We start from the raw sequence: 14,977 nt of genomic DNA, 5'->3' as shown, positions 1-14,977 counted from the left end.
GGGCGGTACACGGGCGTGGCCCGGGTACCGCCCTCCGCGTGCTCAGTCCTCCGACGACTCCTCGTCGTCCGGACCCGCGCCGCCCGGCTTCGGCGGTTTCGGCGGGCGCGTCCTGCCGCCCGGGTTGTCCCGCAGGTACGACGACGGGGACGGGCCCTCACCGCCGTCCGGAGCGGTGTGCCCCGGCGGGGTGACATCCCGGCGCCGCAGGTAGCGTTCGAACTCGCGCGCGATCGCCTCGCCGGACGCCTCCGGGAGCTCCGCCGTGTCCCGGGCCTCCTCCAGCGTCTGCACGTACTCGGCGACCTCGCTGTCCTCGGCCGCCAGCTGGTCCACCCCGACCTGCCAGGCCCGCGCGTCCTCCGCCAGCTCGCCCAGCGGGATCCGCAGGTCGAGCAGGTCCTCCAGACGATTGAGCAGGGCCAGCGTGGCCTTCGGGTTGGGCGGCTGCGACACGTAGTGCGGCACGGCCGCCCACAGCGACACCGCCGGCACCCCGGCGTGCGTGCACGCCTCCTGCAGGACACCCACGATGCCCGTCGGGCCCTCGTACTTGGTCTCCTCCAGGTCCATCCGGCGGGCCAGATCCGCGTCCGACGTGGTCCCGCTGATCGGGACCGGACGGGTGTGCGGGGTGTCACCGAGCAGCGCGCCCAGGATCACCACCAGCTCCACACCGAGTTCGTGCGCGAAACCGAGCAGCTCGTTGCAGAACGAGCGCCAGCGCATCGACGGCTCGATGCCCCGCACCAGCACCAGGTCCCGCGGTCTGTCGCCGCCGACCCGCACCACCGAGAGCCGGGTCGTCGGCCACGTGATCTTGCGGACGCCGCCGTCCATCCACACCGTGGGCCGGTTCACCTGGAAGTCGTAGTAGTCCTCGGCGTCCAGCGCCGCGAACACCTCGCCCTTCCACTCGTTCTCCAGATGCGCGACCGCGGTGGAGGCGGCGTCGCCGGCATCGTTCCAGCCCTCGAACGCGGCCACCATGACCGGGTCGATCAGCTCGGGAACCCCCTCGAGCTCGATCACCCAGCGCCTCCTTCCGACGTTCCCTCACGTACGCCCCAACCTTACGGCGTCCGGCAAGAGCGCTCGCAGCCCTCGCACGAGGGAGTGAACGGATCACTGCCCCGTCAACGGTTCCCGGACACCCCGCAGGTCGTCCGAGTCGTCCCGGCCGGACCACCGGCGGCGCACAGTGCTCTCACAGGGTGCTGCGCAGCCAGTGCTCCACACTCGCGATGTGCACCGTCGCCCACGACCGCGCCGCCTCCGCGTCCCGTTCCCGCAGCGCGGCCAGGATCGCCCGGTGCTCACGCAGCGTCCCCGTGACCGCGTCCTCCTGCGTCAGACCGCGCCAGATCCGCGCCCGGGTGGTCGGCCCGGACAGCCCGTCCAGCAGCGAGCACAGCACCGAGTTGCCCGAGCTCTGCACGATGCCCCGGTGGAACTCCAGGTCTCCCGCGACCAGTTCCTCCACCGACGGCGCAGGGCCCAGCGCGTCCAGCTGCCCGCTCAGCACGTCCAGCTGCTGCTCGCTGATCCGGGCCGCCGCCATCGCCGTCGCGGCCGGCTCCAGGATGCGCCGCACGGCCAGGAACTCCAGGACCGTGTCGTCGCGGTGGAAGTCCACGACGAAACTCAGCGCCTCCAGCAGCAGCTGCGGGTCCAGGCTCGTGACGTAGGTGCCGTCGCCCTGCCGCACGTCCAGGATCCTGATCAGCGACAGCGCCCGCACCGCCTCCCGCAGGGAGTTGCGCGACAGGCCGAGCTCGGCGGCCAGCTCGCTCTCCTTGGGCAGCCGGTCCCCGGGGCGCAGCGCGCCGCTGACGATCATCCCCTTGATCTTCTCGATCGCCTCGTCGGTGACTGCCATGCGGGCCTCCCCAGGTGCTGCGAGTGCCGCATGCGGTGTGTGCTGCGTGCGCGTCGCGAATACATCGGATGTCTCTGGGGTCATTATGCGGCCAGGACGGCCCGGACGACACCGGCCGTCCCTCCCACGTCCCCCGCGGGACACCCGGACAGCACCCGGACGGGCGGACAGCCGGACGGCCCGCGCGCGACCGGGGAGCGGCAGGGGACGGGGGCGGTCCCGCCGGGTCACCGGCCGGGCCGCCCCCGCCCTCTGCACCGCACGACGGGTCACTTCCCGTCGAGCACCTCCTGGACCCGGCCCCGCACCTCGTCCGTGTCCAGACCGCGGATCGTGAGCGTCGTACGGCGGCGCAGCACGTCGTCCGCCGTCTGGGCCCACTCGTTGTCCCGCGCCCACACGACCTGCGCCCAGATCTCCGGGGCGTCCGGGTGCACCCGCAGGCCCAGCTCGGGCCGCTCGTTGGCCAGCCGCGCGATGTCGAACGCCAGCGAACCGTAGTGGGTGGCCAGGTGCCTCGCCGTGTCCGCGGCCATCCGCGGGCCCGGCGCCGGGCCGTCCGACAGCAGCCGGTGCGCGACCGCGCGCGGGTTGGCGACACCCGGCAGCGGCAGCTTCTTCGGCAGTGCGGAGACCGGCTCGAAATCCTCGCCCAGCGGACGGCCCGGCAGCGCCTCCAGCTTCTTCATCACCGTGCGGCCGATGTGCCGGAAGGTGGTCCACTTGCCGCCCGCGACCGAGAGCATCCCGCCCCTGCCCTCGGTCACCACCGTCTCGCGCTTGGCCTTCGCCGTGTCGCCGGGCCCGCCCGGCAGCACCCTCAGGCCCGCGAACGCGTACGTCATCAGACTGCGGTCGAGCTGCTGGTCGCGGATCGAGAACGCGGCCTCGTCGAGGATCTGGGCGATGTCCTTCTCGTCGACCCCGACGTCCGCCGGGTCGCCCTCGTACTGCTCGTCGGTGGTGCCCAGCAGCAGCATGTCCTCCCACGGCAGGGCGAACGTGATGCGGTACTTGTCGATCGGCGTGGCGAGCGCCGCCCGCCACGGGGAGGTGCGCCGGAGGACCAGGTGCGCGCCCTTCGACAGCCGGATCGACGGCGCCGCCTGCGGGTCCTCCATCCGGCGCAGATGGTCGACCCACGGGCCGGTGGCGTTGAGCACCAGCCGGGCGGCGACGCCGAACTCGTCGCCCGACAGCCGGTCCCTGAGGTCCGCGCCGGTCACCCGGCCCCGGGTGAAGCGCAGGCCGGTGACCTCGGCGTGGTTGAGGACGACCGCGCCCGCCTCGACGGCCGCGCGGACCGTCATCAGCGCCATGCGCGAGTCGTTCATCTGGTCGTCGCCGTACACGGCCACGGCCTTCAGGTTCTCGGTGCGCAGCTCCGGCACGTCCTGCGCGGCCTTCGAGGGGCTGAGCAGATGGCCGACGCCGTCACCGAACGCGGACAGCGCGGAGTAGGCGAACACACCCGCTCCGAGCTTCGCCGCGCCGTGCGGCCCGCCCTTGTACACGGGGAGGTAGAACGTGAGCGGGTTCGCCAGGTGCGGGGCCACCTGGCGGGAGACCGCACGGCGCTCGAAGTGGTTCTCCGCCACCAGCTTCACCGCACCGGTCTGCAGATAGCGCAGACCGCCGTGCAGCAGCTTGGACGAGGCGGAGGAGGTGGCGCCGGCGAAGTCGCCGGCATCGACCAGTGCCACCCTGAGGCCGGACTGCGCGGCATGCCAGGCCGTCGATATGCCCAGGATCCCGCCGCCGATCACGAGGAGGTCGTACGTCGCCTTGGAGAGCTGCTCCCGGGTCTCGGCCCGGCTCGGGTTCGGGCCCGAGGCCGGGTGCGTTCCGAGGGCAGGTACGGACTTCAGGGTGGACTGACTGGTCATGTGGGGTTCTTACTCCTCGTCCTCGAGCCAGCCCATGGTCCGTTCGACGGCCTTGAGCCAGAGCTTGTACTCACGTTCGCGGAGGTCCGCGTCCATGCGGGGGGTCCACTCGGCGGCCCTGCGCCAGTTGGCGCGCAGGTCCTCGGTGTTGTCCCAGAAGCCGACGGCGAGACCGGCGGCGTAGGCGGCGCCCAGGCAGGTGGTCTCGGCGACCATCGGGCGCACCACCGGCGCGTCCAGGAAGTCGGCGAGGGTCTGCATCAGCAGGTTGTTGGAGGTCATGCCGCCGTCGACCTTGAGCGTGGTGAGCTCGACGCCGGAGTCCTTGGTCATGGCGTCGGCGATCTCCCGCGTCTGCCAGGCGGTGGCCTCCAGCACGGCACGCGCCAGGTGTGCCTTGGTGACGTACCGCGTCAGACCGGCGATCACGCCGCGGGCGTCGTCGCGCCAGTGCGGGGCGAACAGACCGGAGAAGGCCGGTACGAAGTAGGCGCCGCCGTTGTCCTCGACGGACAGTGCGAGCGTCTCGATCTCCGCGGCGGTGGAGATGAGCCCCATCTGGTCGCGCATCCACTGCACCAGGGAGCCGGTGACGGCGATGGAGCCCTCCAGGGCGTACACCGTGTTCTGGTCACCGATCTTGTAGCCGACGGTGGTCAGCAGGCCCGCGTACGAGTTGATGATCTTCTCGCCGGTGTTCATCACCATGAAGGTGCCGGTGCCGTACGTGGACTTGGTCTCGCCCTCGGAGAAGCAGGTCTGGCCGAACAGGGCCGCCTGCTGGTCGCCGAGCGCGGAGGCGACCGGGATGCCGCCGAGCAGGTCGCCCAGCTTGCCGCCCTTGACCTCGCCGTACACCTCGGCGGAGGAGCGGATCTCGGGGAGGATCTGCTGCGGGACGCCGATGGACTCGCAGATCTTCGGGTCCCACGCCATGGTGTGGAGGTTCATGAGCATGGTGCGGGAGGCGTTGGTGACGTCCGTGACGTGGTGGCCGCCGTCGACGCCGCCGGTCAGGTTCCAGATGACCCAGCTGTCCATCGTGCCGAAGAGGATGTCGCCCGCCTCGGCACGCTCCTGGAGGCCCTCGACGTTGTCGAGCAGCCAGCGGGCCTTGGGGCCCGCGAAGTAGGAGGCCAGCGGCAGGCCGGTCTCGCGGCGGAAGCGGTCCTGGCCGACGTTGCGGCCGAGTTCCCGGCACAGCGCGTCGGTGCGGGTGTCCTGCCAGACGATGGCGTTGTGGACGGGCTCACCGGTGTTCCTGTCCCACAGCACGGTGGTCTCGCGCTGGTTGGTGATGCCGATGGCCTTGATGTCGTCGCGGGTGATGCCGGCCTTCTCGATGGCACCGGCCACCACGTCCTGGACGTTGGTCCAGATCTCGGTGGCGTTGTGCTCGACCCAGCCGGGCTTGGGGAAGATCTGCTCGTGCTCCTTCTGGTCGACCGCGACGATGCGGCCGTCGCGGTCGAAGACGATGCAGCGCGAGGACGTGGTGCCCTGGTCGATGGCGGCGATGAACGGCCCATGGCCGTGGGAGGCGATGCCGGCGGTGTGGGCGTCGGTCATGGTGTGCTCCTGGGGATTCCGTGGGAGTGGACGGTCGGTACGGCGCGTGCTGCGAGGCGTGTGGAGCCGGATTCCGGCGCTCTTTGCCGCTAGACGAATGCGACGTTGTAGAGGCCGGCGGCGAGGGCGCCGCCGATCAGCGGACCGACCACCGGGATCCAGGCGTAGCTCCAGTCGGAGCCGCCCTTGTTGGGGAGCGGCAGCAGGGCGTGCACGATGCGCGGACCGAGGTCACGGGCCGGGTTGATCGCGTACCCCGTCGGACCGCCGAGCGACAGGCCGATGGAGACCACGACGAGGGCGGTGATCAGGGCGCCCAGGGTGCCCAGGCCCTTGCCGGAGTCGTTGAGGCCCTGGGTGAGGACCGCGATCACCAGCACGAAGGTGCCGATGATCTCCGTGGCCATGTTCTGCACCACGTTGCGGATCTCCGGGCCGGTGGAGAAGACGCCCAGGACCGGGCCCGCGCCCTTCTCCTGTGCCTCGACGGCCTTGGCCGACGTGGCCTGCGCCCCCGGACCGCCGACGATCTCCCGGTCGGTGAGGTGCGCCTGGAACTGGCCGTAGTAGGCGACCCAGACGAGTGCCGCGCCGATCATGGCGCCCAGCAGCTGTCCGCTCCAGTAGGTGAGGACGTTGCTCCAGTCGTTGTCCTTGAGTGCGATGCCGAGCGTCACGGCCGGGTTCAGATGGGCACCGGACAGGGGGGCCGACACATAGACCGCCGTGAGGACCGCGAAACCCCACCCGAAGGTGATGGCGAGCCAGCCGGAGTTCCGTGCCTTGGAGGCCTTCAGTGTGACCGCGGCGCAGACACCGCCGCCGAGCAGGATGAGTATGGCGGTACCGATGGTCTCGCCGAGGAAGATGTCGGAGCTGGACACCCGCGACTCCTTTGTCCTTCGTCCAGGAAAGCCGAACCCCGGGTCCCTCCGGGGGTCGTGCGCCCTCGGGGGTGAGAGCGAAATCCGGCCCTTGACGTTGTCACACACTAGCGCGTATTGCCGGTAGGTGTTCGACAATGTCGACCGATGGACGGGAGTCTTGTCCCGGCGTCACACGCACGTCAAGAGTTCTGTTGTCGAAAATCCGATCGTTACCCGTTCCCGTGACCCGCCTGTGACCGGTTGATCTTGCTGGTCAGAGGTGGATCGCAAGGGCCCGGACGGCACGCGCTGCGACCGGGTGGTACGACCGTTATGTCAGGGTACGGCGCGGGCCGGAACGCCGCCCGGCGTCCCGGCCTGACCCTTTCCGCTCAGGTTGCGTTCGAATCGTGCCCGAAGGTCCCTGTCTCCGGCCGCGCGCCGTCCGGGCCCCTCCGCCCGCTGTCCGGACCCCTCTCCGGGCCGCCCGGAACCGGCCACGAGCCGCCCGGGAGCACGGGGCCCGGCACGGCTGTCGGCGCGCCCGGCACCATCCCTCGGACCACGGGGCGAGGGGTTCCGGCAGCCGCCCGCGAGCCGCCCGGCACGGAATCCGCGGGTACGGGGAATGTCCGGATCCGTGGGCACCCGGGCGCCGTCCGGGTCCGGGTCGCAGGCTTCCGGGACGCCCCGGGTCGGATCGGCGGCCGGCCGTGATCGCTCCGGACCGGATCCGCAGGCACTGGATCCGCAGGGTCCGGGAACGTCCGGACCGTGTCCGCGGGCGTCCCGGGAACGTCCGGGGCCGGGCCCGGACGGCTCAGAAGCGTCCGGCGCCCAGGTCCCGGGACACGGAACGGGCGCAGTCCCGCACCGCCGCGATCAGGTCGGGCCGCAGCTCGCCGTCGTCCCGCCGTACCCGCTCCACCGCGCCCGTGATGGCCACCGCCCCCACCGGCATGCGCCGGCGGTCGTGGACCGGCGCCGCGATCGACGCCACGCCCTCCCAGGTCTCCTCCACGTCGGCCGCCCAGCCCCGCGCGCGGGTGACGTCGAGGGTGTGCTCGAACCCCTCCGGATCGCACACCGTACGGTCCGTGAACGCCTTGCGGTCGGCCTCCAGCGCCTCACTGTGCGCCACCGGGTCGTACGCCGCGAGAACCTTCCCCAGAGCCGTGGAGTGCAGCGGCTGCATCGCCCCGATCTCCAGCACCTGACGGCTGTCGTCGGGGCGGAACACGTGATGGACGATCAGCACCCCGTGCTGGTGCAGCACCCCCAGATACACGCTCTCCCCGCTGGAACGGGCCAGATCGTCCGTCCACACCAGGGCCCGCGCCCGCAGCTCGTGCACATCGAGATAGGTGGTGCCCAGGCGCAGCAGCTCCGCGCCCAGCTGATACCGCCCCGACTCGTCCTGCTCGACGAACCCCTCCAGCTGGAGGGTGCGCAGGATGCCGTGGGCCGTGCCCTTGGCCAGGCCCAGCGAGGAGGCGATGTCCGACAGGCCGAGCCGGCGCTCGCCGCCTGCGAGCAGCCGCAGCATCGCGGCCGCCCGTTCGAGCGACTGGATGTTCCGTGCCATGCCGTGCTGCCTCCGTCCCGGTCGGTGACCGACGTGCGCGCTACCGTCGTTCGGCAATGCCGAACACTACCGGTCCGTGCCGACCTCCCGCCAACGGTCGGCCCCTACCTGTTATGTCATCCGTCACGGACAGGTCGCCCACGGGGGGCCCACCGGTCATCCTCCTAGGAGTTCCCCTAGGTCACCCGTCCGGCCCGTGGACTCCCTGCCCGCCCCGCCCCGGTCCCGGCTACGCTGGCGACGTGCGCCGTCCACGGGAAGGACGCGAAGAACCCGACAGGCATCCTCCCGCGGCGACGCAAAGCCGACAGCCGTCGCACCCGAGGGAGCCCCTTCATGGCCTCAGTGCCGCCGACCCCCGCCGCCGACAGCCGGACCCGTGCGTCCGCGCTCCGAGACGCCCTCGCCGCCCGGGTGGTGGTGGCCGACGGAGCGATGGGCACCATGCTCCAGGCCCAGGAGCCCACCCTCGACGACTTCCAGCAGCTCGAGGGCTGCAACGAGATCCTCAACGTCACCCGCCCCGACATCGTCCGCTCCGTCCACGACGCGTACTTCGCCGTGGGAGTCGACTGCGTCGAGACCAACACCTTCGGCGCCAACCACGCCGCCCTGGCCGAGTACGACATCGCCGGGCGCGTGCAGGAACTGTCCGAGGCCGGCGCCCGCATCGCCCGCGAGGCGGCCGACGACCACACCGCCCGGGACGGCCGGCAGCGCTGGGTCCTCGGCTCCATGGGCCCCGGCACCAAACTCCCCACCCTCGGCCACGCCCCCTACACCACCCTGCGCGACGCCTACCAGCGCAACGCCGAGGGACTGGTCACCGGCGGCGCCGACGCGCTGCTCGTCGAGACCACCCAGGACCTCCTCCAGACCAAGGCCGCCGTCCTCGGCTCCCGCCGCGCCCTGGACGCCCTCGGCCTCGACCTGCCGCTGATCGTGTCGGTCACCGTCGAGACCACCGGCACCATGCTCCTCGGCTCCGAGATCGGCGCGGCGCTCACCGCGCTGGAACCCCTCGGCATCGACATGATCGGCCTGAACTGCGCCACCGGCCCGGCCGAGATGAGCGAGCACCTGCGCTACCTCGCCCGCACCGCCCGCATCCCGCTCGCCTGCATGCCCAACGCGGGCCTGCCCGTCCTCGGCAGGGACGGCGCCCGGTACCCGCTCGGCGCGCCCGAGCTCGCCGACGCCCACGAGACCTTCGTCCACGAGTACGGCCTCTCCCTCGTCGGCGGCTGCTGCGGCACCACGCCCGAGCACCTGCGCCAGGTCGTCGAACGCGTCCGCGGCCTCACCCCCACCGAGCGCGACCCGCGCCCCGAACCCGGCGCCGCGTCCCTCTACCAGACCGTCCCCTTCCGCCAGGACACCTCCTTCCTGGCGATCGGCGAGCGCACCAACGCCAACGGTTCCAAGAAGTTCCGCGACGCCATGCTGGACGCCCGCTGGGACGACTGCGTGGAACTGGTCCGCGAGCAGATCCGCGAGGGCGCGCACATGCTCGACCTGTGCGTCGACTACGTCGGCCGCGACGGCGTCGCCGACATGCGGGAACTCGCCGGCCGCTTCGCCACCGCCTCCACCCTCCCCATCGTCCTCGACTCCACCGAGGTCGACGTCATCGAGGCGGGCCTCGAGAAACTCGGCGGCCGCGCCGTCATCAACTCCGTCAACTACGAGGACGGCGACGGACCCGACTCCCGCTTCGCCAAGGTCACCCGCCTCGCCAGGGAACACGGCGCCGCGCTGATCGCCCTCACCATCGACGAGGAGGGCCAGGCCCGCACCCCGGAGAAGAAGGTCGAGATCGCCGAACGGCTCATCGCCGACCTCACCGGCAACTGGGGCATCCGCGAGGAGGACATCCTCGTCGACTGCCTGACCTTCACCATCTGTACCGGTCAGGAGGAGTCCCGGCGCGACGGCGTCGCCACCATCGAGGCCATCCGCGAACTCAAGCGCCGCCACCCCGACGTCCAGACCACCCTCGGCCTGTCGAACATCTCCTTCGGCCTCAACCCGGCCGCCCGCATCCTGCTCAACTCCGTCTTCCTCGACGAATGCGTCAAGGCGGGCCTGGACTCCGCGATCGTCCACGCCTCGAAGATCCTGCCCATCGCCCGCTTCGACGACGAGCAGGTCACCACCGCCCTCGACCTGATCCACGACCGCCGCCGCGAGGGCTACGACCCCCTCCAGAAACTCATGCAGCTCTTCGAGGGCGCCACCGCCAAGTCCCTCAAGGCCGGCAAGGCCGAGGAACTCGCCGCCCTCCCGCTGGAGGAACGCCTCAAGCGCCGCATCATCGACGGTGAGCGAGGCGGTCTGGAGGCCGACCTGGACGAGGCCCTGACCGAACGCCCGGCCCTCGACATCGTCAACGACACCCTCCTGGACGGCATGAAGACCGTCGGCGAGCTGTTCGGCTCCGGCCAGATGCAGCTGCCGTTCGTCCTCCAGTCCGCCGAGGTCATGAAGTCCGCCGTCGCCCACCTCGAACCCCACATGGAGAAGTCCGGGGCCGAGGGCAAGGGCACCATCGTGCTGGCCACCGTCCGCGGCGACGTCCACGACATCGGCAAGAACCTCGTCGACATCATCCTGTCCAACAACGGCTACAACGTCGTCAACCTCGGCATCAAACAGCCCGTCTCCGCGATCCTCGAGGCCGCCGACGAGCACCGGGCCGACGTCATCGGCATGTCCGGACTCCTCGTCAAATCCACGGTGATCATGAAGGAGAACCTGCAGGAGCTCAACCAGCGCGGCCTCGCCGCCGACTACCCGGTCATCCTCGGCGGCGCCGCCCTCACCCGCGCCTACGTCGAACAGGACCTCCACGAGCTGTACGAGGGCGAAGTGCGCTACGCCCGCGACGCGTTCGAGGGCCTGCGCCTCATGGACGCCCTCATCGGCGTCAAACGCGGCGTGCCCGGCGCCGAGCTGCCCGAACTCCGGCCGCGCCGCGTCCGCGCCTCCGCCCCCGCGGAGGTCACGGAACGTCCCGAGGAGGGGAGCGTCCGCTCCGACGTCGCCACCGACAACCCGGTGCCCGCGCCGCCGTTCCGGGGCACCCGCATCGTCAAGGGCATCCCGCTCAAGGAGTACGCCGGCTGGCTCGACGAGGGCGCCCTCTTCAAGGGCCAGTGGGGCCTCAAGCAGGCCCGCACCGGCGAGGGACCGACCTACGAGCAGCTCGTCGAGGACGAGGGCCGCCCCCGGCTGCGCGGCCTGCTCGACCGCCTCCAGACCGACAACCTCCTCGAAGCCGCCGTCGTGTACGGCTACTTCCCCTGCGTGTCCAAGGACGACGACCTCATCGTCCTCGACGAGGCGGGCAACGAACGCACCCGTTTCACCTTCCCGCGCCAGCGCCGCGGCCGCCGGCTGTGCCTCGCCGACTTCTTCCGTCCCGAGGAGTCCGGCGAGATCGACGTGGTCGGCTTCCAGGTCGTCACCGTCGGCTCCCGCATCGGCGCCGAGACCGCCCGGCTCTTCGAGACCAACGCCTACCGCGACTACCTGGAACTGCACGGCCTGTCCGTGCAGCTGGCCGAGGCCCTCGCCGAGTACTGGCACGCCCGGGTCCGCTCGGAACTCGGCTTCGCCGGCGAGGACCCCGGCGCCATGGAGGACATGTTCGCCCTGAAGTACCGCGGCGCCCGCTTCTCCCTCGGCTACGGAGCCTGCCCCGACCTCGAGGACCGCGCCAAGATCGCCGACCTGCTCCAGCCGGAACGCATCGGCGTCCATCTGTCCGAGGAGTTCCAGCTGCACCCCGAACAGTCCACCGACGCCATCGTCCTGCACCACCCCGAGGCGAAGTACTTCAACGCCCGCTGAGCACGCCCTCCGCGCACCGCGAGCCGCGGCCCACGGCTCGCGGGACGCGGTGCGCGGGGCCGCCGCGCCCGGCCCCCCCCCGTGCGGGCTCCCGCCCGGGGCCCGGTCCCGGCCCGGTCGCCCGTGCGGCCCCCGGTGCCGTGGGCCGGTACGGTCCCGGGCGCCTCACCCGGCATCCCGACCGTGCCCGACGTATGCTGGTCGGTCCACAGCAGGCCGGTTCCCCGCTCGGGGACCGGCCTGCGCGTCCCTCAAGGAGGTGCGCACGGATGACCAGCACGGTCCCCGCGCTCAAGACCCTTGCCCAGACCCCCGGCACCCCCCGGGCCACGAAGACCCCGCAGATCCCGGCGGCGGCCCTGCAGGCCGTGCTCCTCGACATGGACGGCACCCTGGTCGACAGCGAGGGTTTCTGGTGGGAGGTCGAGACCGAGGTGTTCGCCGGTCTCGGCCACGCCCTCGACCTGTCCTGGCGCGAGGTCGTCGTCGGCGGCCCCATGGACCGCAGCGCGGGGTTCCTGATCGAGGCCACCGGCGCCGACATCGGCATCCCCGAGCTCACCCTGCTGCTCAACGAGGGGTTCGAGGAGCGCATCGCCCGCGGAGTGCCCCTGATGCCGGGCGCCGCCCGACTGCTGGCCGAACTCGTCGCGCAGGACATCCCCACGGCCCTGGTCTCCGCCTCGCACCGGCGGGTCATCGACCGTGTCCTGGACTCCCTCGGCGCCCACCACTTCGCGCTCACCATCGCGGGCGACGAGGTGGCCCGCACCAAGCCGCACCCCGACCCCTACCTGGCCGCCGCGGCCGGACTGGGAGCGGATCCGGCCAGATGCGCCGTCGTGGAGGACACCGCCACCGGCGTGGCGGCAGCCGAGGCGGCGGGCTGCCAGGTCGTCGCCGTACCGTCCGTGGCGCCCATCGCCCCGGCCGCCGGACGCACCGTCGTGCCCTCCCTGGAACACGTCGATCTGGCCTTCCTGCGCGGCCTCATGCCGGGCACGGTCCGGCCCCCGGCCCCGGGCACCGGCCCGCACCAGCCCTGAGGCACCGGCCCGGGGCACCCCGGCCGGAGCCCGGCCCCGGGGCACCCCGCCAGGACCCGACCCGGGAACCGGCCCGGACAGCGGGCCGCCGGACCGGCCGGGCCCGGCCCGGATGTTCGTCCGGTCCGCGGCCTGGGTAGACCGACATCCGGGCCGGCCGGCACGCGGCGCCCGCGAGCCACCGGGGGAGTGACAGCGGATGGCCGGATTCCGGTGCCTGCACGGCCTCCCCTCGATGTGATGTTCCTCACTTTCCCGGGGGTCGACAGGGTGCCGGGCGATGTGCCGCACACCCCGGCACGGGAGGTGCGGCAGGGCCCTTGTGTCCCGATTGGTGGAAGCATGCACCAATCCTTCCCGCGCCCCCCTCTCGATGCGTTCCCGGCCCGCTCCACAGCGTGAGGGGCACCCGTTTCCGGACCCTGCGTGACGGCTGCCGGACGCCGACTAATCTCATCGCGAGAACATCGCCCCTTACCCCCGTGAATCCGCCGCGACACCCCTGCATGCCGGGTTACACGGATCCGTACAGTCCTGGAGAAACTCGAGCATGAACCGCAAGACTTTGGTGCTGCCGGCCGTCGCCGGGCTCCTCGCTCCGGTTCTCGCCGCGTGCGGCGGATCCAGCAGCGGGAGCAATAGCGGCGACCCCATCGTCGTCGGCACCACGGACCGGTTCACGGCCACCAAGGACGCACCCGCGCCGCTCGACCCCGCCTACGCCTACGACGTCGGCTCGTGGAACATCCTGCGGCAGACCGTGCAGACCCTGATGACCCAGCCCAAGGGCGACGGCGACCCGGTCCCGGAGGCGGCCCAGAGCTGCAGCTTCACCGACAGCGGCAACGAGCGCTACGCGTGCAAGCTCCGCGACGGCCTCAAGTTCGCCAACGGCGACGCCATCACCGCGGCCGACGTCAAGTTCTCCATCGACCGTGCCATGAGCATCAAGGCGGACAGCGGCGTCTTCGCCCTGCTCTCCACCGTCGACACCGTGGAGACCCAGGGCGACCGCGAGGTGATCTTCCACCTCAAGACCGCCGACGCCACGTTCCCGTACAAGCTGTCCACCCCGGTCGCCGGCATCCTCAACCCCAGCGACTACGACAAGGGCAAGCTCCGCGACGGCTTCGACGTGGACGGCTCCGGCCCCTACACCATGACGCCCAGCATCAAGGACGGCGACCTCGTCAGCGCCACCTTCACCAAGAACCCCAACTACAAGGGCACGCTGAAGGTCAACAACGACAAGGTCGAACTGCGCACCTTCGCCGACGCCGACGCCATGGGCACCGCGATCGACAAGGGCGACATCGACGTGATGACCCGCACCATGTCGCCCGCCCAGATCAACAAGCTCGACGGCCAGACCGGCGGCAGCGTCGACCTCGTCGACATGCCCGGCCTCGAGATCCGCTACCTCGCGTTCAACACCGACGCCGGCACGGTCAAGACCAAGGCCGTACGCGAGGCCATGGCCCAGCTCATCGACCGCGGCGAACTCATCTCCAAGGTCTACGGCTCCCAGGCCCAGCCGCTGTACTCGCTCGTCCCGGCCACCATCACCGGCCACTCGAACTCGTTCTTCAACAAGTACGGCGACCCCAGCGTCTCCAAGGCCAAGGCCATGATGCAGGCAGCCGGCATCAGCACCCCGGTCAAGCTCACCCTGCACTACACGACGGACCACTACGGCTCCGCCACCAAGCAGGAGTTCGAGGTCCTGCAGAAGCAGCTCAACGACAGCGGCCTCTTCGACGTCAGCATCCAGGGCACTCCCTGGGCCGAGTTCCGGCCCGCGGAGCAGAAGGGCACCTACGACGTCTACGGCATGGGCTGGTTCCCCGACTTCCCCGACGCCGACAACTACATCGCGCCCTTCCTCGACAAGGACAACTTCCTCGGCTCGCCCTACGCGAACACCGAGATCCGCAACACCCTCATCCCGGAGTCCCGCCGCGAGGCCGACCGGCTGAGCGCCTCCAAGAGCATCACCTCCATCCAGGACATCGTCGCCAACGACGTCCCCGTGCTGCCGCTGTGGCAGGGCAAGCAGTACATCGCCGCCCGCAACGACATCACCGGCACCGCCTACGCGCTCAACTCCTCCTCCACGCTCCAGCTGTGGGAGCTCGGCCGCGGCTCCGGCAGCTGACCCGACCGCCCCGGCACACACGACAGACGAAGGGCGTTCCCACCTCCCAGGAGGCGGGAACGCCCTTCGCCATGTCCGCCGCTCACGCCGGTACCGGCGGCGGTACCCCGTACATGTGCCGGCCCCCACCCGCGCCGCC

General features: G+C 71.3%; 9 protein-coding genes. 3 read left to right on the top strand and 6 right to left on the bottom strand.

Going from position 1 to position 14,977, the window contains the following annotated elements; genetic code table 11:
• Positions 1-42 precede the first annotated feature (42 nt).
• The 6 genes from ABZ862_RS23610 to ABZ862_RS23585 form a co-directional block, all read right to left on the bottom strand.
• Complete coding sequence (locus ABZ862_RS23610; RefSeq protein WP_360961137.1) at positions 43-1,032, bottom strand: PAC2 family protein; 990 nt, start codon at positions 1,030-1,032, stop codon at positions 43-45.
• Positions 1,033-1,207: 175 nt separating this feature from the next.
• Complete coding sequence (locus tag ABZ862_RS23605; protein ID WP_360961134.1) at positions 1,208-1,879, bottom strand: FadR/GntR family transcriptional regulator; 672 nt, start codon at positions 1,877-1,879, stop codon at positions 1,208-1,210.
• A gap of 269 nt (positions 1,880-2,148) precedes the next feature.
• Positions 2,149-3,765, bottom strand: a complete 1,617-nt coding sequence (locus ABZ862_RS23600) for a glycerol-3-phosphate dehydrogenase/oxidase (RefSeq protein WP_360961131.1) — start codon at positions 3,763-3,765, stop codon at positions 2,149-2,151.
• Positions 3,766-3,774: 9 nt separating this feature from the next.
• Positions 3,775-5,334, bottom strand: a complete 1,560-nt coding sequence (gene glpK, locus ABZ862_RS23595; protein WP_360961128.1) for a glycerol kinase GlpK — start codon at positions 5,332-5,334, stop codon at positions 3,775-3,777.
• A gap of 89 nt (positions 5,335-5,423) precedes the next feature.
• Positions 5,424-6,218 (bottom strand): MIP/aquaporin family protein, encoded by a 795-nt coding sequence (locus ABZ862_RS23590; protein WP_360961126.1) that lies wholly within the window; start codon positions 6,216-6,218, stop codon positions 5,424-5,426.
• Between the two features lie 802 nt (positions 6,219-7,020).
• Positions 7,021-7,785: an IclR family transcriptional regulator gene (locus ABZ862_RS23585; RefSeq protein WP_360961123.1), complete on the bottom strand. Its 765-nt coding sequence runs from the start codon at positions 7,783-7,785 to the stop codon at positions 7,021-7,023.
• 336 nt (positions 7,786-8,121) lie between these two features.
• Between ABZ862_RS23585 and metH the strand changes: the two genes are divergently transcribed.
• The 3 genes from metH to ABZ862_RS23570 all read left to right on the top strand — a co-directional run bounded on the left by metH (position 8,122) and on the right by ABZ862_RS23570 (position 14,838).
• Complete coding sequence (gene metH, locus ABZ862_RS23580) at positions 8,122-11,637, top strand: methionine synthase (protein WP_360961120.1); 3,516 nt, start codon at positions 8,122-8,124, stop codon at positions 11,635-11,637.
• A 269-nt stretch (positions 11,638-11,906) separates the two neighbouring features.
• Entirely contained in the window at positions 11,907-12,683 is a 777-nt protein-coding gene (locus ABZ862_RS23575; RefSeq protein WP_360961117.1) for an HAD family phosphatase, read from the top strand.
• Between the two features lie 550 nt (positions 12,684-13,233).
• On the top strand, positions 13,234-14,838 hold the full coding sequence (locus ABZ862_RS23570; protein WP_360961114.1) for an ABC transporter substrate-binding protein: 1,605 nt from the start codon (positions 13,234-13,236) through the stop codon (positions 14,836-14,838).
• The last annotated feature ends 139 nt before the right edge of the window (positions 14,839-14,977 follow it).

Origin of the sequence: Streptomyces sp. NPDC047000, assembly GCF_040644295.1 — a bacterium.
Lineage (GTDB): Bacteria > Actinomycetota > Actinomycetes > Streptomycetales > Streptomycetaceae > Streptomyces.
This window is presented reverse-complemented; position numbering and strand designations above follow the sequence as displayed.

Excerpts from the sequence above, each read along its gene's own strand:
- glpK (WP_360961128.1), bottom strand. The coding sequence starts at position 5,334 with ATGACCGACGCCCACACCGCCGGCATCGCCTCCCACGGCCATGGGCCG.
- ABZ862_RS23605 (WP_360961134.1), bottom strand. The coding sequence starts at position 1,879 with ATGGCAGTCACCGACGAGGCGATCGAGAAGATCAAGGGGATGATCGTC.
- ABZ862_RS23600 (WP_360961131.1), bottom strand. The coding sequence starts at position 3,765 with ATGACCAGTCAGTCCACCCTGAAGTCCGTACCTGCCCTCGGAACGCAC.
- ABZ862_RS23575 (WP_360961117.1), top strand. The coding sequence starts at position 11,907 with ATGACCAGCACGGTCCCCGCGCTCAAGACCCTTGCCCAGACCCCCGGC.
- ABZ862_RS23585 (WP_360961123.1), bottom strand. The coding sequence starts at position 7,785 with ATGGCACGGAACATCCAGTCGCTCGAACGGGCGGCCGCGATGCTGCGG.
- metH (WP_360961120.1), top strand. The coding sequence starts at position 8,122 with ATGGCCTCAGTGCCGCCGACCCCCGCCGCCGACAGCCGGACCCGTGCG.
- ABZ862_RS23570 (WP_360961114.1), top strand. The coding sequence starts at position 13,234 with ATGAACCGCAAGACTTTGGTGCTGCCGGCCGTCGCCGGGCTCCTCGCT.